20 protein-coding genes are annotated in these 17,613 nt (G+C 47.9%); all 20 read right to left on the reverse strand.

Going from position 1 to position 17,613, the window contains the following annotated elements; translation table 11 throughout:
* Positions 1-19: 19 nt before the first annotated feature.
* Genes NSQ39_RS10745 through fliJ form a run of 20 tightly spaced genes read right to left on the reverse strand, consistent with a single transcriptional unit; the run spans position 20 to position 17,613 of the window.
* Positions 20-2,047 carry a chemotaxis protein CheA gene (locus NSQ39_RS10745; RefSeq protein ID WP_175076226.1) on the reverse strand — a complete coding sequence of 676 codons (2,028 nt, stop codon included), beginning with the start codon at positions 2,045-2,047 and terminating at the stop codon, positions 20-22.
* Positions 2,048-2,065: 18 nt separating this feature from the next.
* On the reverse strand, positions 2,066-3,124 hold the full coding sequence (locus NSQ39_RS10750; RefSeq protein WP_065894400.1) for a protein-glutamate methylesterase/protein-glutamine glutaminase: 1,059 nt from the start codon (positions 3,122-3,124) through the stop codon (positions 2,066-2,068).
* Positions 3,121-4,005, reverse strand: coding sequence for a MinD/ParA family protein (locus NSQ39_RS10755; RefSeq protein WP_046128945.1), 885 nt, complete (start codon positions 4,003-4,005; stop codon positions 3,121-3,123). Before NSQ39_RS10755 ends, NSQ39_RS10750 begins: the two co-directional genes overlap by 4 nt.
* Positions 4,006-4,007: 2 nt before the next feature.
* A complete protein-coding gene (gene flhF / locus NSQ39_RS10760) occupies positions 4,008-5,120 on the reverse strand; it encodes a flagellar biosynthesis protein FlhF (RefSeq protein ID WP_046128946.1) in 1,113 nt (370 codons plus the stop codon).
* Positions 5,117-7,153, reverse strand: coding sequence for a flagellar biosynthesis protein FlhA (flhA, locus tag NSQ39_RS10765; RefSeq protein WP_046128947.1), 2,037 nt, complete (start codon positions 7,151-7,153; stop codon positions 5,117-5,119). Before flhA ends, flhF begins: the two co-directional genes overlap by 4 nt.
* 30 nt (positions 7,154-7,183) lie before the next feature.
* Positions 7,184-8,263 (reverse strand): flagellar biosynthesis protein FlhB, encoded by a 1,080-nt coding sequence (gene flhB, locus NSQ39_RS10770; protein ID WP_046128948.1) that lies wholly within the window; start codon positions 8,261-8,263, stop codon positions 7,184-7,186.
* A complete protein-coding gene (gene fliR, locus NSQ39_RS10775) occupies positions 8,260-9,039 on the reverse strand; it encodes a flagellar biosynthetic protein FliR (RefSeq protein WP_046128949.1) in 780 nt (259 codons plus the stop codon). The genes flhB and fliR overlap by 4 nt, the downstream gene beginning before the upstream one ends.
* Before the next feature lie 7 nt (positions 9,040-9,046).
* Complete coding sequence (fliQ, locus tag NSQ39_RS10780; RefSeq protein ID WP_046128950.1) at positions 9,047-9,316, reverse strand: flagellar biosynthesis protein FliQ; 270 nt, start codon at positions 9,314-9,316, stop codon at positions 9,047-9,049.
* Between the two features lie 14 nt (positions 9,317-9,330).
* Positions 9,331-9,996, reverse strand: coding sequence for a flagellar type III secretion system pore protein FliP (fliP, locus tag NSQ39_RS10785; protein ID WP_046128951.1), 666 nt, complete (start codon positions 9,994-9,996; stop codon positions 9,331-9,333).
* A complete protein-coding gene (gene fliZ / locus NSQ39_RS10790; protein ID WP_046129017.1) occupies positions 9,989-10,657 on the reverse strand; it encodes a flagella biosynthesis regulatory protein FliZ in 669 nt (222 codons plus the stop codon). The genes fliP and fliZ overlap by 8 nt, the downstream gene beginning before the upstream one ends.
* A 15-nt stretch (positions 10,658-10,672) precedes the next feature.
* Entirely contained in the window at positions 10,673-11,035 is a 363-nt protein-coding gene (locus NSQ39_RS10795; protein ID WP_003181796.1) for a response regulator, read from the reverse strand.
* Positions 11,036-11,063: 28 nt separating this feature from the next.
* Positions 11,064-12,191 (reverse strand): flagellar motor switch phosphatase FliY, encoded by a 1,128-nt coding sequence (fliY, locus tag NSQ39_RS10800; RefSeq protein ID WP_046128952.1) that lies wholly within the window; start codon positions 12,189-12,191, stop codon positions 11,064-11,066.
* On the reverse strand, positions 12,181-13,179 hold the full coding sequence (gene fliM, locus NSQ39_RS10805; RefSeq protein WP_046128953.1) for a flagellar motor switch protein FliM: 999 nt from the start codon (positions 13,177-13,179) through the stop codon (positions 12,181-12,183). Before fliM ends, fliY begins: the two co-directional genes overlap by 11 nt.
* A 38-nt stretch (positions 13,180-13,217) precedes the next feature.
* A complete protein-coding gene (fliL, locus tag NSQ39_RS10810) occupies positions 13,218-13,649 on the reverse strand; it encodes a flagellar basal body-associated protein FliL (RefSeq protein ID WP_046128954.1) in 432 nt (143 codons plus the stop codon).
* Positions 13,646-13,861 carry a flagellar FlbD family protein gene (locus tag NSQ39_RS10815; RefSeq protein ID WP_046128955.1) on the reverse strand — a complete coding sequence of 72 codons (216 nt, stop codon included), beginning with the start codon at positions 13,859-13,861 and terminating at the stop codon, positions 13,646-13,648. The genes fliL and NSQ39_RS10815 overlap by 4 nt, the downstream gene beginning before the upstream one ends.
* 44 nt (positions 13,862-13,905) lie before the next feature.
* The gene (gene flgG / locus NSQ39_RS10820) at positions 13,906-14,703 is read right to left on the reverse strand and encodes a flagellar basal body rod protein FlgG (RefSeq protein ID WP_175076225.1); all 798 of its coding nucleotides are present in this window, start codon (positions 14,701-14,703) and stop codon (positions 13,906-13,908) included.
* Positions 14,704-14,731: 28 nt separating this feature from the next.
* Positions 14,732-15,169: a flagellar hook assembly protein FlgD gene (gene flgD, locus NSQ39_RS10825; RefSeq protein WP_175076224.1), complete on the reverse strand. Its 438-nt coding sequence runs from the start codon at positions 15,167-15,169 to the stop codon at positions 14,732-14,734.
* Positions 15,169-16,545 (reverse strand): flagellar hook-length control protein FliK, encoded by a 1,377-nt coding sequence (locus NSQ39_RS10830; RefSeq protein ID WP_175076223.1) that lies wholly within the window; start codon positions 16,543-16,545, stop codon positions 15,169-15,171. The genes flgD and NSQ39_RS10830 overlap by 1 nt, the downstream gene beginning before the upstream one ends.
* Before the next feature lie 18 nt (positions 16,546-16,563).
* Positions 16,564-17,157, reverse strand: a complete 594-nt coding sequence (locus NSQ39_RS10835; RefSeq protein ID WP_175076222.1) for a MotE family protein — start codon at positions 17,155-17,157, stop codon at positions 16,564-16,566.
* Between the two features lie 12 nt (positions 17,158-17,169).
* Positions 17,170-17,613 (reverse strand): flagellar export protein FliJ, encoded by a 444-nt coding sequence (gene fliJ / locus NSQ39_RS10840; RefSeq protein ID WP_175076221.1) that lies wholly within the window; start codon positions 17,611-17,613, stop codon positions 17,170-17,172.

A 17,613-nucleotide genomic window follows, 5' to 3' on the forward strand; every position in this document is an offset into this window, starting at 1 on the left:
CGCTCTCCTTTCGCTATCTCTATTTAATAAGGGCGTTGCAATCAATGATCAGCGCGACTTGTCCGTCTCCAAGGATCGTCGCTCCTGATATCGCAAAGACGTTTGTCAAATAATCGCCAAGCGATTTTAGGACGACTTCCTGCTGGCCGATGAAAGAATCGACGACAAACGCGGTCAGCTTGTCTCCCTTTTTCACGACGATGACATGGAGCTGGTCGAGATCGTCTGATGAATCCTCAACGTTAAACTCTTCTTTCAGGTAAACCACCGGTACGATATGGCCCCTGAAATCAATCACTTCGCGGTCGTGTGTCAGAAGAATGTCTTTCTTATCGATGACGGCCGTTTCTATAATAGAAGAAATCGGAATCGCGAACGTTTCTTTTTCAAGCTTGACGAGAAGCACAGAGATGATCGACAGCGTCAGCGGAAGCTGGATTGAAAACAGCGACCCTTCCCCTTCGGTTGATTTGATGCTGACAGATCCGCCCAATGATTCAAGCTTGCTTTTGACGACATCCAGGCCGACGCCGCGGCCGGAAATATCCGAAATCTGATCCGCGGTCGAAAATCCCGGCGCAAAAATGAGCGCATCGATTTCATGATCTTCAATCGTTTCCGCATCACGTTCAGAAATGACATTTCGCTCTATCGCTTTTTCAAGCACTTTTTTGCGGTTGATGCCCGCTCCGTCATCTTCAACCTCGATAAAGACGTGGTTTCCGCTGTGGTATGCTTTCAGCCGGACGTGTCCTGTTTCAGGCTTTCCGTTTTTCACTCTGACTTCAGGGGCTTCGATTCCGTGGTCAAGGCTGTTTCGCAGCAGATGGACAAGCGGATCACCGATTTCATCGATCACTGTCCGGTCAAGCTCTGTATCCGCTCCGAAAATGGAAAGCTCGATTTTTTTGTTCAGCTCTTTCGTCAGTTGGCGGACCATTCGCGGAAAACGGTTGAATACGGTTTCGACAGGCACCATTCTCATATTGAGGATGATCGATTGGAGATCTCCGGAAATTCGTGTCATCCGTTCGACGGTTTCCGTTAATTCGCCATGGTCAAGCTCTTTTGCAATCTGCTCGAGACGGCCTCTGTCAATGACAAGCTCTTCAAAGAGGTTCATCAGTGAATCGAGGCGGTCAATGTTGACGCGGATCGTTTTCGTTCCGCCGCCGGCCGCAGGTTTTGCCGGTTCTTTTTTGTCATTTGCCTGTTTTGCCGGCTTTTCCGGTTTTTTCTCCGGCTGTTTCGGAGCTGCTTCTTTTTCGGCGCCCTCCTTCTCCTCTTCAGGTGCTGCAGCGTCGATTTTCAGCTCAGTCACTTCAACCTTTTCAATTTCCGAGACGCCGTTAATTTTATTGAAAATATCCTGTTCATTGTGTTTGCTTAAAAAACAAATTACAAATTCGGAGTCAAAGTCTTCGGCTTCCAGCACTTCCGTTTCCGGAATGGTTTGGACGACTTCGCCGATTTCATTCAGCTGTTCAAACACCATGTAGACGCGGACGCCTTTAAGCAAGCAATCCTCTTTAAGAGAAACGGTGATTTCATAGCATTTAAAGCCCTGTTCTTCCGCCTCTGCAATGACGGTTCTTTGGAACTCGTCATAGGACCATTTCGATTTGGAAGGTGCCGCTTCAGGGGCTTCGGCCGCTGCCGCCGTTTCCTTGCCGGCTCCTGTGACATCAAGCTTGGCGCAGACTTCTGAAACATCCCGTTTTCCGTCGCCGCCTTCGATGATCGAAAGGACGATCGCCTCCAGATCGTCGAGCGCTTCAAACATGATATCCATCCATTCTGACGTAATCGTCATCTCCTCGTTCCGGATGGCATCCAGCACATTTTCTAGGCTGTGCGTCAAATGCGCCATATCTTCATAGCCCATCGTGGCGCTCATGCCTTTTAGCGTATGGGCCGCCCTGAAAATATCGTGGACAAGCTGCAGGTCTGATGGATTTTTTTCGAGCTCGAGCAGTTTTTCATTACAGGTTTGCAAATGTTCTTTACTTTCTTCTATAAAGACGTCTAAATATTGATTCATCTCCATTTAAGTCACGCCCTCTCTTTATTTCGTATACGTCATAATAGCTGCAGCTATTTCGTCAACATGCTTAACATCATTTGCTAGTCCGTTGTTAATGACCGCTTTGGGCATCCCGAAGACGACGCAGGATTCTGCCGACTCGGCGATTACCGGACCCCGCGAATGTCTCAAGAGGCTTTTGACGCCTTCTGTTCCGTCCGATCCCATGCCCGTCATGATCACGGCGATTTTTTCAAAGCCTGTCAGCGTCGACAGCGAGTTGAACAGGTAGTCGACAGACGGTTTGTGGCGGCTGCCTGTGTCCCTGTCATCAAGCGAAATCACAAGTTCGCCGTTTGCAAGGTGCACCGTCATGTTTTTTCCGCCCGGCGCGATATAGACCCATCCGGCTTTTGCTCTCTCGCCGTGTTCAGCCTCCTTTACGGTTACTTCTGAGAGGTAGTTCAGCCTGTTTGCAAGTGAAGCCGTAAACCCCGCCGGCATATGCTGGACAACAAATACAGGCGCCTTCAGCGTACGGGGCAGCTTCGGCAGCACTCTTTGCAGCGCTTTCGGCCCCCCTGTCGATGTACCGATGCAGACCAGCTGTTTAGAAGCCCCGGAAGGAATGAACCGGCCGCCGCTTTTTGCAGCGGGTGTTTGAAGAGGCGCTGGGTGAGGCAAGCGGGCTGAGGCAGGATTTACTTTCGCCCGTCCGGCTGCCAAAACCTTTTCTATCAATTCTTCCCTTACTTTGTATAAATCGAATGAAATCGAGCCTGACGGCTTTCCGACAAAATCGACTGCACCGATCTCCAGACACTCGATGGTAATATCCGCTCCGCGCTGTGTCAGGCTTGATACCATGATGACCGGAAGGGACCTTTTGGCCATGATGTGTTTCAATGTTTCTTTTCCATCCATCACGGGCATTTCGATATCCAATGTGACCACATCCGGGCGGAGCTCCTCGATTTTTTGGAGGGCCTCCTCCCCGTTTCTTGCCGTTCCCGCTACAGCAATCTGTTGATTGGATGTTAAAAACTCGGTGATCATATTTCTCATAAAAGCAGAGTCATCAACGACAAGAACACGAATCATGTAGCATTACCCCTTCTGAAAAATGAAGATAATTTATCAATAAATGACCGGTTTCCTCCCGTCTTCACCGTGCCGCTTTCAAGCAGTGAGTCCGCCAAAAGATAAACCGCGCTGCTCAGCTTGGAGCGCGGATGTCTGATCAAAAACGGCTGCTGCTCGACGACTGCTTTTGACACTAGAGGATCTTCGGGAATCGGTCCGGCGTATTCCAATTTTTGCTGCAAAAATGCGTTCACCGTATTCGAGAGCCGCAAAAAAGCAGAAATTCCGTCTTTCTGGTTCATGCAGCGGTTGACGGCGACCTTCAGCCTGAGCTCCGGTCCGTTTAAAGTCAAATGCTTGATCGCACTGTATGCATCCATAATCGACGTCGGCTCAGGGGTGGTGACGACCAGAATTTCATCCGCTGAAAGGGCGAATGGCAACTGGTCTTTTGACAGTCCCGCTCCCATGTCAAACACGACAAGGTCGAAATCATTGATGACAGTTGACAGTTCTTTCAGAAAAAACGCCCATTTGTCTCTGCTTAATTCGAACATCGTGTTGAGCCCGGTTCCTCCGGAAATATACCGGATGCCTTTCGGGCCCGTTGACAAAGCGCGGTGAATCGGCATTTTGTGATTCAGCACGTCCACGACGGTATAAAGCGCCTGGCGGCCGATCAAGATGTCGATATTGCCCATTCCCACATCAAGATCGATGACAAGAACTTTTTTCCCTTTGTCGGATAATGCCAGCGCCGTATTAAGCGATATGTTCGATTTCCCGACGCCCCCTTTTCCGCTGACAACCGCCAGCGTTTTCGCTTTATTGCGATAGACGGCGGGCGTCCCGGCAAATCGCTCTTCCATTCGCTTTCTCAAGCTTTCTGCCTGATCCATGTTCAACACCCCGTAAGCAATTTGACAAAAGATGCATTTGATACAGAACGAATATCTTCGGGAACGTTCTGGCCGTTGGTAATATAGCCGAGGCCGATCCTCGATTCGGCAAGCAGATTCATGACGCTTCCGAGCGAGTCGGTTTCATCCACCTTCGTTAAAATGAGCTGATCGATCGGAATGCTTGAAAACTGCTTGACGAGCTCTTTCATATCTTCGTATTTGCTTGTGGCGGACAAAACGAGAAACGCCTGAATCCCCCGCTCAAACGGAATGATTTCCTTCAGTTCCCTGACATATTGCCCGTCTTTAAAATTGCGGCCCGCCGTATCGATAAACACATGATCGAAATCGGCGAATTTTTGCTGGGCCGTTTTAAATTCTTCTTTCGTATAGCACACTTCAAGCGGTGCATTTAACAGTTCGGCATACGTTTTCAATTGCTCAACCGCGGCGATCCGGTACGTGTCCGTTGTAATGAAGGCGATCTTCTTTTGCTTCTCAAGCACCGATGAGGCGGCAAGTTTGGCAAGCGTCGTCGTTTTGCCGACGCCGGTCGATCCAAAAAGGACGATATATTTCGAACGGATCGCCGCATTTTCTTCCGGATTTTCCGGAAGAAGCTCTGCTAAAATCTCGGTTACACGGCGAAGCGCTTTGTCATCCGTCCATTGTTCCCCCGCCTGGAAGGACGTGCTGAGCAGCCTGCTCAACGCTTTCGTCCGGATCGCTTGCGATACCCCTTGTTTCGCCAGGAGCCTGTCTGTTTGTTTTAAAGGCTCCGGCAGCACATCGGCAGGCTGTTCGTGCCGCGTTTCTAAAAGCGCCTTCAGCTCTTTCACCTGGCTTGCAAGCTCAAGCTGCACCGGGTTTTCCGGGAGGAAAGCGGGCTCGCGAAAAGCAGGCTGCACCTGCTGCTGCTTCGTTTTTCTCGTATCGGAAAAGTCCTGATCGACAACGGCGATCACTTCAACGCCCTGTTTTTTGACGAGTCCGAGGAAGCGCCTCATCTGAATCTTTTTGGAGTTTAAGATAACGGCGTCATTTCCAAGCTCGTGTCTAATTTGCTTTGTGGCTTCCTGCATCGAACCGGCTACAAATTTTTTGATTCTCATTGGATATCCACCACTCCGATACTTTGAACTTCTACGTTGGCCTCCAGTTCGTTATATGACAGAACCGGAAGATCAGGGAAATACCGCTCCAAAAGCTGTTTGACGTACATCCTGACCGGCGGTGAACAGAGGAGAATCGGCACTTCCTGCCTTAAGGAAAGCTGCTCGATTTCCCTTGCTACAGATTGAATGATATTGTCCGAGATTGACGGTTCAAGAGATAAATAGTTGCCGTGTTCGGTCTGCTGGATGCCTTCAGCTACCGCCTTCTCAACGCGTCCTGAGCAGGTCACGACCTTCAGCATCTCGTTTTCTTTTGCATACTGTGCGGTAATCTGCTTGGCGAGAGACTGCCGTGCATATTCGGTCAGCATGTCAGAATCCGTCGTCAGTTTTCCGTAGTCAGCCAATGTTTCAAAAATCGTCACCAGATTCCGGATGGATACTTTTTCTTTCAGAAGCTTAGCAAGCACTTTTTGAATGTCGCCGACAGACAGAGGATTCGGCGTCACCTCTTCGACGAGAACCGGATACGATTCTTTCAAATGGTCGATGAGCTGCTTTGTTTCCTGTCTGCCGAGCAGTTCGTGGGCATGCTTTTTCACCTGTTCCGTAATATGGGTTGAGACGACTGAAGCAGGATCGACGACCGTATATCCGAGCATTTCAGCCTGATCCTTTTGAGACTCTGGTATCCATTTAGCCGGAAGGCCAAAGGACGGTTCGACCGTGTCAATCCCCTCGATGTCATCGTCCTCACCCGTCGGGGACATCGCCAAATAGTGGTCAAGGAGAAGCTCGCCTTTCGCCACTTCATTTCCTTTGATTTTCAACCTGTACTCGTTCGGCTGCAGGGCAATGTTATCCCTGATTCTGACGACCGGAATGACGAGTCCGAGTTCGATCGCAAGCTGGCGCCTGATCATGACGATCCTGTCCAAAAGGTCTCCGCCTTGATTCGCATCAGCCAGGGGAATCAGCCCGTAGCCGAATTCAAATTCGATCGGATCGATATCAAGCAGGTGTATGACGCTTTCCGGGCTTTTCAGCTCATCGACTTCGGCTTCTTCCTCTAAAATATCTTCCACTTTCTCCTTCTCTTGACCGGCCTTAGAAAGCATGTAGGCGCCAAAAGCGAGGAGAAGGGCGAGCGGCCCTGTCAAAAGGAGTCCGATCGGCGTGAAAATCCCGAGAGCAAAAATCGTACCGGCTGTCACGTATAAAAGCTTCGGATAGGCAAACAGCTGGCCTGTAATATCCTGTCCGAGGTTGCCGTCCGAGGCGGCTCTCGTGACGACGATACCCGTTGCCGTCGAAATCAAAAGCGCGGGCAGCTGTGATACAATACCGTCCCCCACGGACAGCAGCGTGAAGTGGGATGCGGCTTCCTGAATGGTCATCTGTTTTTGCAGCATGCCGATGACGATGCCGCAAAGCACGTTGATCAGCACGATGATGATCCCTGCGATGGCGTCGCCTTTGACAAATTTGCTGGCACCGTCCATCGCCCCGTAGAAATCCGCTTCGCGCGCGACTTTTTCCCGGCGCGTCCTCGCTTCATGCTCAGTAATCATTCCGGCGTTCAGATCAGCATCAATGCTCATCTGTTTTCCCGGCATGGCGTCAAGCGTAAATCTCGCAGCGACTTCGGAAACCCGCTCCGCCCCTTTTGTAATGACGATAAACTGGATGATGATCAGAATAATAAAGACGACAAGACCGACTAACACATTGCCGCCGACGACGAATGATCCGAACGTCTCAACGACTTTGCCCGCGTCTCCGTTTGAAAGGATCGAGCGCGTCGTTGAAACGTTAAGCCCTAATCGGAACAGCGTCAGCAGCAGCAATAATGAAGGAAAAATCGAAAACTGCAGCGGTTCTTGCATGTTCATTGTGGTGAGAAGCACGATTAACGCAAGAGAAATATTCACGATAATTAAAACGCTCAACAACCATGGTGGAAAGGGTATGATAAGCATTGCCACAATGAGGACAACGCCTGATAAAACTGATAAATCTCTTGCTGACATGCTGTTTCTCTCCTTTTAAAACTGAAAAATTCATATTTTTTGCTTTGCTTTATACACATAAGCCAGGATTTCGGCTATGGCTTTGAAAAATTCTTCCGGTACGGCCTGTTCAATCTCAACCTGATCATAGAGCGCTCTTGCAAGCGGTCTGTTCTCAACCGTCATGACGTCATGCTCTTTTGCAATCTGTCTGATTTTCAGGGCCACCAGATCGACCCCTTTGGCCACGATAAACGGAGCATCCATTTTGTTTTCGTCGTATTTCAAGGCGACCGCATAATGGGTCGGGTTCGTAATGATGACGTCTGCCTTCGGAACCTCCTGCATCATGCGGCGCATCGCCATTTCTTTTTGCTTTTGCTTGATCTTGGATTTGATCAACGGGTCGCCCTCGGTCTTTTTGTATTCGTCTTTGATGTCCTGCTTTGACATCCGAATATTTTTTTCATAATCAAATTTCTGATAGAGGTAATCGAGCGCCGCAAGAAAAAGCAAGGCAACCGCTGCCGACACCCCCATCAAAAAGGAGAGCCAGCCGACATATGACAGAGCTTTTCCGGGGGTCAGCAATGGGGTCCTGAGAATTCCGCCGAAGTTTTGCCACAGGACTGTGAAGGTCACGCTTCCGACGACAACGATCTTTAAAATGGATTTTAATAGCTCAACGATCGCCCTGATGCTGTAAATCCGCTTGAACCCTTTCAGCGGATCCAGTTTAGCAAGATCGGGCTTGACCACCTCAGGCGCGAATAAAAATCCCACTTGCATGTAGTTGCTCAAAACCCCTGAAATGAGAGCCGCAAGCATGATCGGCGCCAAAATCATGCCGGCTTCCAGCGACAGATCCCGAAAGAGTACAGGGATATTGGTCTCCGTCACCTTCATCATGAGCAGATCGTGGTAAAACCTTTCGATGAGACCGAGCAGATGATCCCTCATATACGATCCGAAAAACAGCAGGGACAAAAAGACGATAAACAGCGTAACTGCGGTATTGACGTCCGCGCTTTTGGCAACCTGTCCTTTTTTTCTTGTCTCCCGCCGTTTTTTCGGCGTTGCTTTTTCCGTTTTTTCACCTGAAAAAAATTGCAAATCCAACGTCAGCTTCATCGTGCCACCCCAAGCAAAGTTAGTAGATCTCTCATCGTCCTGACGGCGAATTCGAACACGTTTTGCATCATGCTGAACATAACCGCCATACAGATGATAAGCATGATAAAGGTGACCGCGATTTTCAGCGGAAGACCGACGACAAAGACGTTCAGCTGAGGCACCGTCCTCGCCACGATGCCGAGCGCCAAATCAACCAAAAACAAGCTCGCAACAACGGGTGCAGATAATTGAAAAGCCGTAATGAACATCGTATTGAAGCTTTTCGCGATGAACTCGGCAAACTGCGCGTTTCCAAACGACAGCCCGAGATGGTCAACCGGAATGTACTGATAGCTGTAGTAGATGCCATCGAGCAATAAATGGTGCGCATTCAGGCTCAGCATCAAAAGCAGCGCCATCGTGTATAAAAATTGACCGACTAGCGGGCTTTGCGCCCCCGTTTGGGGATCGATGATGTTTGCCACCGCGAATCCCATCTGAAAGTCGATAAACGATCCGGCAATCTGAACCGCTGACAGCATCATGTAGGCGATGAGCCCCAGAAGAAGCCCGACAAGCGCCTCCTTCATGACAAGCAGCATGTAAAAGCCGTCAACATCAAGGTGGGGAGGCTTTTCGATCGTGCTGAAACTGACAAGCGCAAGAAAAAATGCAAAACCTATTTTATGAATAGCTGGAACTGTCCGATAAGAAAATAGAGGGACCGTTACATAAAATGCCGTGATCCTGACAAACACAAGTAAAAAGGCTGGAATTAATTCAATCATTGACATGTTCAAGCTACCCTGCAAAACGATTTAAATTCGAGAACAGCTCGGTTGCAAAAGACAAAATCGTCGACAGCATCCACGGCCCGAAGATGACGAGTCCCACCAAAACGGCGACAATTTTCGGTATGAATGCAAGAGTCTGTTCCTGTATTTGGGTCGTTGCCTGAAAAACGCTGACGATCAGCCCCACCAGAAGAGCGAGCGCAAGCAGCGGCCCGCTGACGAGCAACGTTACGTACACCGCTCTTTCGGCAATCGATATAACAAATTCCGAACTCATTTTCAGCACCTACTCTAAAAGCTTTCCAGCAAAGATTTAACGATTAAATACCAGCCGTCTACAAGGACAAAAAGCAAAATTTTAAACGGCAGTGAGATCATGACCGGAGGAAGCATCATCATCCCCATCGACATCAAAACACTCGCCACTACCATATCGATAATTAAAAACGGAATAAAAATCATAAATCCCATTTGAAATGCGGTTTTTAATTCCGAGATGATGAACGCGGGCACCATTGTTGAAAGCGGAATGTCATCAATGGAGTCGGGCGTTTTCATCTTCGCGTAATTCATAAACAGCGCCAGATCCTTCTGTCTCGTGTGCTTGCTCATGAATTTCTTGATCGGAGCCTCGGCTTTTGTGTAGGCCTCGTCCAAGCTGATTTTGTTATCCATTAACGGGGTCAGGGCATCTTTGTTAACCTCTGAAAATGTCGGTCCCATAATGAAAAAGGTTAAAAATAATGCGAGTCCGATCAGCACCTGGTTTGGCGGCATCGACTGCGTTGCCAGAGATGTCCGGACAAAAGACAAAACAATGACGATCCTTGTAAAGCACGTCATCATGATCAAAATCCCCGGAGCGATCGAAAACACGGTTAACAGCAGCAGGAGTTTGACGCTGGCGCTGACATTTGCCGCATCGCTTGAATTAAATAAATTGATAAATTCATTCATGTTGATTTTGGCCTTTCTTTCTGCCTTTTGCATGGTTTTGTTTAAGTTCTGCAAGCTGCGCTTTTAACGATTCAGAAAACGAAGGCAGCCCGCCTCGTTTTTGCGCGCCCGGACCTTTGACTTGATCCACCCATTTTTGCCATTCGATCTTGCTGTTCATTGCAGCCTCATGCTGAGCGAGAATTTCTTTTACATCCTGTTCGTCATCGATCTCCTTCAGGAGCTGAATGTTTTCGCCGACACCGACGACAAGCACCCTGTTCCCCACTTTCACCAGCTGTACGGACCTGTTTTGGCCGAGCGGCGCACCGCCGATGTTTTCAACGTACTGAAACGGTTTTAACAGCCGGTTTCGTTTATTCATGAATTTGACCAACGCGTAGATGAGAAAAATCACAAACAGCAAGGCGCCGATCATTTTGACAAAATCAAATATGGAAACGGAAGGAGACGGTGTCTCCGTCCCTTCCTTAAGAGATTTGCTGCTGCTTGTTTTCTCCGTCTTGTCTTTTTCATTTTTCTGACTGTCTTTGCCGGCCCCTTTATCGAACAGCTGATCAACCGTCTTGTCGCCGGATTCCTCAGCATGGGCGGGGGCGGTGTGCAAAGCGAGTAAAAGAGTGAGACAAATGCCGGCTATGAAAATAAGAGATTTTTTCAACAACTTGTACACCCTTTAGCTCAGCGTTTTATTGATCGCTTCCATTACGCGGTCAGCCTGGAACGGCTTGACGATAAAATCTTTTGCTCCGGCCTGGATCGCGTCAATAACCATGGATTGCTGTCCCATTGCAGAACACATAATGATTTTCGCCTGCGGGTCGATTTCTTTGATTTCTTTCAGAGCGGTAATTCCGTCTTTTTCCGGCATGGTGATGTCCATTGTCACCAAATCCGGTGAATGCTCTTTATATTTTTCAACTGCCTGCGCTCCGTCTTGAGCTTCGGCGACCACTTCAAATCCGTTTTTCACCAAAATATCCTTGATCATCATTCTCATAAATGCTGCATCATCAACTACTAAAATCTTGTAAGCCATTGTTTATCTCTCCTTCATCAATCTGTTGTTATCGTAATTTGCTGATTCGTTCAGCCTGGCTTAAAATGTCTGTTACCCTGACGCCGAAGTTTTCGTCGATGACGACGACCTCGCCCTTTGCGACAACCCGCTGGTTGACGAGGATGTCGACGGGTTCACCGGCCAATTTGTCAAGCTCGACGATACTGCCTGTCGACAGCTCCAGCACCTCTTTGACGCTGCGGCTTGTCCTGCCGAGCTCAACCGTCACGGATAAAGGAATGTCCATGAGCATGTCGAGATTGTTCATAGAGGTGCGGCCTTCAGGCTGCGGATCAAACGACGCAAACTCGGCCGGCGTGACTTGTACGGGCTCGGAAACCTTTGCCGTTCCTTGCCTTTTAGGGGCAGGCTCTTGTTTAGGAGCCGCGCTTTGCGGAGCGGCGGCAGGCGCCGGCTGTACCGGAGCAGAAGGTTGTTCATCAGCCTGTACCGGTTCATCTGCAACCTGCGGCTTTGTTAATTCATCTATCAATTCTTTCGCAAACGTAAGCGGGTAAAGCTGCATGATATGGGAATCTATCAGCTCTCCGACTTTCAATCTGAAAGATACTTTAACGAGCGGGTCTTCCTTCGGGATCTGGTCTGTCCCTTCCCCTTCATTCACGTCAAGAAGATCTACCTCAGGCGGTGAGATGTCGATCTTCTTGCTGAAGACGGTCGACATGGAAGTCGCTGCTGATCCCATCATTTGGTTCATGGCTTCCTGAACTGCGCTCAAATGAATTTCGCTGAGCGATGGATCTGCATTTGTTCCGTCTCCCCCCATCATCAGGTCGGCGATGATCGCCGCGTCTTCCTGCTTGATGACCAGAAGGTTGTTGCCTGATAAGCCTTCCGTATAGCTCACGCCGATCGATACATAAGGATGAGGGAATTCCTCGTTTAAATGGCTCTTTTCAATAACCGAAACGGTCGGTGTTGTAATATCTACTTTCTGGTTTAACAATGTGGACAAAGCTGTTGCAGAGCTCCCAAAGGAAATGTTTCCGATTTCCCCGATCGTATCCTGTTCCATCGGGGACAGTCCTGATTCCGGCTGCTCCCCGTTATTGTCATCGCCGCCCGTCAGCAGCGCATCAATTTCATCCTGTGATAACCTATTGTTATTCTCCATATTCTTCACCTCTTATGTCGTGATCTAGAATTTGAATCGCAGTTTTTCGATTCATGCGGCCGGCTTGTCCTAGAAATTTCGGTTTATCTCCGACCAAAACAGTAAGAGGTTCTGCTACTGATTTGTCCAAGGTGATACAATCGCCAATTTCTAATTGTAAAAACTCTTCAATTGTGAGTTCCGATTTTCCGAGTTCTGCGACAATCGGAATTCGGGCCGTCATAATCCGCTTTTCGATTGACTTTGTTTCCTCCGGTTTTGGCTCAATTCTGTCAGATTGCATCCAATAATGGACGGAAAGCTTAGGAATAATCGGTTCGAGAACGACGTGCGGGATGCACAGATTGATGACCCCGCTGATATCCCCTATTTGCGTGTTCAATGAAATGACGACGACCGTCTCATTAGGAGAAACCATTTGCACAAACTGCGGATTCACTTCAAAATCGGACATTTCCGGCTCGATTTCCGCGATGGATTCCCAAGCGTCTTTATAGTTCGCAAGACTGCTTTCAAATAGATTGGACATGATTTTCGTCTCAATTTCCGTCATGCTGTCAATTTTGTTATGACTCGTTCCGATCCCGCCCATGACTCTGTCCATCATCGCATAGGCGATGGTCGGATTGATCTCCATCATGATCCTCCCTTCAAGAGGATGAACCTCAAACAGATTGAGGATCGTCATATTCGGAATGGATCTGATGAATTCCTCATACGGAACCTGGTCAACCGAGCTCACCGAAATTTGGATATACGTTCTCAGTTGTGCTGAAAAATAGGTTGTTAACAGCCTCGCAAAATTATCGTGAATCCTTGTTAAACTGCGGATCTGGTCTTTTGAAAAGCGGAGCGCCCGTTTAAAATCGTAAACTTTTACTTTTTTTACGGTCTCCTCTTTTTTCAGCTCATCGGCATCCATTTCTCCGGTCGATATCGCTGAAAGCAATGCATCAATTTCATTTTGGGAGAGAACTTCTCCTGCCATCTTCTTTTTCACCTCCGTGGTCCTGTCAAATATGTTTCCTACTGCAGATTAAAGGAGGTAATGTATACTTTTTTGACTTTGCCCTCTTTCATATACTCTGAGTTCAGCTTATCTTTGAGCTGCTTTTTAAAGGCTTCTCTTCCCTTTTCTCCATCCATTTGTTCAGCCGTCATATTTCCGAGCAGGGAAATGACCGTATCTTTGATTTGGAAATCGCGTTTTTCAAGCTCTTCCTTCGCTTTTTTCGAATCGGTTTCAAGCTTGATCGAAAGGCGGACGTAGTTGTCTGATTTCAGGTTTGTCGTGATCTCATCGATTGCGACTGAAGACTCGACAACCTCGTCAATCGTCGGTTCCTTTTTTGCAACCTTTTCGCTTGCATTTCCTTTAATGACAAAGAAAGCAGCCGTCCCCAGTGCGGCGATCGCCAACAAAATGATCATCATGATTGCTAGAAGTTTTTTATTCATTCTGATTCCTCAATTCTTTGGTCACAAGAAAGTATGTTGATTTTTTGATAGAATGACACGATGCTTTCTACAACTGTATCCTCGTCTTCTTTGACAACAAATTTTTTTCCGTTTGACAGCGTGATCGTCGTGTCTGGGAAACATTCGATTTGTTCGATTAATAATGCGTTCAGAACAAAGGGTTGTCCGTTTAATCGCGTAACCTTGATCATCGTTTCACAGAAGGCGCCTTATCTAAAGGCGCCCGCCTTCCTCCTTATCGCTTCAGATTGACGAGCTCCTGAAGGATTTCGTCAGAGGTTGTAATGATTTTCGCATTGGACTGGAAGCCGCGCTGCGCAATGATCATTTCGGAGAATTCTTCCGAAAGGTCGACGTTTGACATTTCAAGAGCACCTGTTTGCAATGCTCCTGCTGATCCTTCGCCAGGTGCGACGATCTGCGGAGTCCCTGAGCTTAATGATTCGCGGTAAAGGTTGTCACCAGTTTTGGTTAAACCCGCCGCATTGCTGAACGTCGCAAGTGAGATCTGTCCGACTTTTACGCTGTTGTTCGTATTCTTATCTACGTATGACACCGTTCCGTCAGGTCCAATTGAGTAGCTTTTCGCATTATCCATCGGAATTTGAATTTTCTGATCGTCAGCCTGTAAGACAAACAGTCCGTCTGCTGTTGTTAAATAGCCTTGATCAGACAACTGGAAGTTTCCGTATCTTGTATAGCTGACTTCGTTCCCCGTGCCGACCCGGAAGTAGCCGTCGCCGGTGATCGCGATGTCTAAGTCTCTTCCTGTTGTCCCAGTCGAAGCAGGTGAATGAACGGTATCAATGGAGGCGATCGTTGAACCGAGCCCGACTTGCTTGCCGTTTACTGATCCCTTGTTGGCAGTTGAGGCAGACGCCCCTGAAATCTGCTGGCTGACGATGTCTTTAAAGGTGACCCTGCTTTTCTTAAATCCGGCAGTATTGACGTTTGAGATGTTGTTTGCGACGACATCAAGCTTCGTCTGAAAGTTTTTCATTCCGCTGATTCCTGAATAAAGTGAACGTAACATATACTATTCCTCCCTGTATTCTTTGTTTTTATTTGCTAGCTTCGCCGACCGCGGTCACATTCCATGGGCTCACTTCATTACCGTTGTCGAGAACGAGCTTATATTGGCCGTCTGAGCTTTTCACTGATTTGACGAGCGCCGTTTTTTCTTCATGATTGTCGCCTTCGTATGTGACTTCTTTACCAATCCAGCTGACGTACATTGACATCGGATCTTGGAGGCCGACGAACGTTGACATCGTCGAATTTAAATTCGTCATTTGCTCAAGGCTCGAAAAAGTTGCCATCTGTGCGATGAATTCGCGGTCTTCCATCGGATTTAAAGGATCCTGGTGTTGCAGCTGTGTTACCAGCAGCTTCAAAAAGTCATCCTTTCCTAAGTCGGATCCGCTTGATTTCGCCGTCTTTGCCGAAGTTGCATTCAAAGCCGTCGTTTCGGTTCTTGCGGCAGCTGTTGTTCCAGACATTAGATCTCCTCCTCGTAATCGTGGGCTCGGCTTTCGATAAGCTCTTCTAAAAATTCATGGAAGTCTTCGCCTTCCTGTTCGCTTCGGCTGTCCTGCTTCGGCTGCTGGTGCCTTCCTTGATCATCGGCCGGCTGGCCGAACTGCTGCTGATCTCCGGTTTGCAGCGGAACGCTGAAGCGGTCGATCTGCACCGACATGCTCGGAAGCGCCTGTTTGAGCTGAGCGAGATTGTGTTCCAAAAGCTCTTTCGCCGACTGTGTCGAAGCGATGATTTTGCTCGAGAACATGCCGTGCTGTTTGATCAGTTTCACGGTGATAAATCCCAGATTTTCAGGATTGAGCCGAATCGTAAAGCTGCCTGTCGATTTCCCGAACGGCGTATACTTCATCTGCTTCCATGAGCCGAGAATCTGATCCGTAAATCCCTTTGACTGCGAGGGTGCCGGATCACCGGCTGGTGCAGCCTGGCTCACCTTGAGCAGAAATGATTCTGATTTCTGCTGAACGCCTAAGCTTTGCTGGTGGAAAGGCGCCGGTTTTTCATCCGCTTTCGGCTGATCGTCTTTCGGGAGTACGAAAAAAGGTTTGCCTGTAACCTGTACATCCGTTTTTTTGCCAAGAAGAAAGGCCTTCAGTTCGCTTTCAGCCATCTTCCATTCCTTTTGTCCCGTGTCCGCGGTGTTTTTCATCATCTGGTCGATGACGCTCTTAAAGCTTTTCAGCTCAGCCTTTGACATCGATAACAGTTTTGACTGGTCAGGATCTTTTGTAAATATTTGACGCTTCAGCTCATCAATGAGCTCGGGCGCGGCTCCCTTATTCTTCAGCATCTCGAGAAATTCGGGCCCTTTTTCCAAAATGGACGAGATTTGTGCCGATTTTTCGAGCGGCTGCTGTTCATAAACGAGCGTGTATAAAAGGTGCTGAATCGTTGCAAGGGCATCTCTGTCAGGCGGGTTGCTTTTCGCCTCATCCCCGTCTGACTCATCAGCAGGTTCAGATGAATTCACGTCTTCAAGACCGGCGGCCGGCGCAGCGCTCTGCTGCAGCAGCGCTGCGATTTTCTTCAGGAGTTCTTCGGCTAATGACACCGTCTCCTGATCTTTCGCCCCCTGGCCGATGAGCGCCTCAAGAGCTTTGAGCAGCTTATCATCCAACTCGCCTGCTGACGTTCCCGACAGCAAATCCTTGATTTTTTGCAAAAGCTCATTCAGGTTGTCAGCATGTTGCGGCATGCCCTGAGCGTTTCCGCTGAACGAGAGGTTTTCTTTTTGCAGCACGCTCTGAAACAGCGTTCCCGCTGACGTTTTCCCATTTTTCCCCGACGTTTGCGCCGGCGGCGCTCCGTCAAAAGAGATCATATCCAGGAGCTTCAACTTTTTCCCCCCTCTTATTTATTTTTTTAGTTTTGACAGCTGTTCCGTTATTGCAGCGGCTTTGTCAGGCGCCATTTTCGCAAGGATTTCGCTGATCTTCTGCTTGTTTAATTCATTCAGAATCTTGACAGCTTCTTTTTCATTGAGCTGGCTCAAAATTTTGGCGGCTTTGCCGCTGTCCATGCTTTGGTAAATTTTCACGACTTTTTGCGCCTGCTCGTCGCTGTCCCCTTTGCTGCCTGCTTTGTCCTTGCTGTCTTTTTTGGCGTCTTTTTCGAGTTTTTCGAACGAGCGGACTTTTTGATTCAGCCTTTGAATCTCTTCATCGCTTGTCTTAAGATCGCTTGTCAAGTTTTCGATTTTCGTTTTTTGTTCTTTGATCGTTTTTTGAAGCTCTTCGGTTTGGCTGTTATCACTCTTGCTCGCTGTAGCCGCCTTTTCTTTATCGTCCGGTACGAGCTCTTTGACGAATGGAATATGTGAGGCAACATCTTTAATGCCTACACCGGAAAGCCACAATCCGACACAGACAATAATGGCTAAGAAGATGAACGGAATGACAATCAAAAACAAAAACGTCTGAAATTTACCGGTTTTTTTTTCTTCACTCATCGTGTTCTGCTCCTAATTTCCATGAGTCATAAATTGGGTGATGGATATATCATCCATCTCTTTCATTTCGTTTGCTTTGTTTCGTATTAAGAACATTTCAAGCTGTTTTTCCTTCATTTTTTCAAACTTTTTGAGCTCGATATTTTTTTCCGTCAAGTCATGCTGTTTTTCGTTCATTTCGTTTCTTTTCATGATAACCAGTTTTTGATAGTGGTGAATCGTGTTTTCAAGGTTGGTGACGAACTGCTGATAATGTCTCATTTCCTGAACGCTCATGCCCGACTGCAGCTTGATTTCCTTGTTTTTTTCGAGCGTTTCTTTTTTGTTCATGCTTTCATACAGCTTTTCTGCAACCTTTTCAAATTCGGAAACCGAGTGCTGATATTCAGCGAATGATTGGTCTTTTTCATTTTCCTTAAGCTCCAAAAGCTTTTGAAATTTAAATGAATAGGCCAT

Origin of the sequence: Bacillus sp. FSL W8-0848 (assembly GCF_038007805.1) — a bacterium.
GTDB classification, from domain to species: Bacteria; Bacillota; Bacilli; order Bacillales; family Bacillaceae; genus Bacillus; species Bacillus glycinifermentans.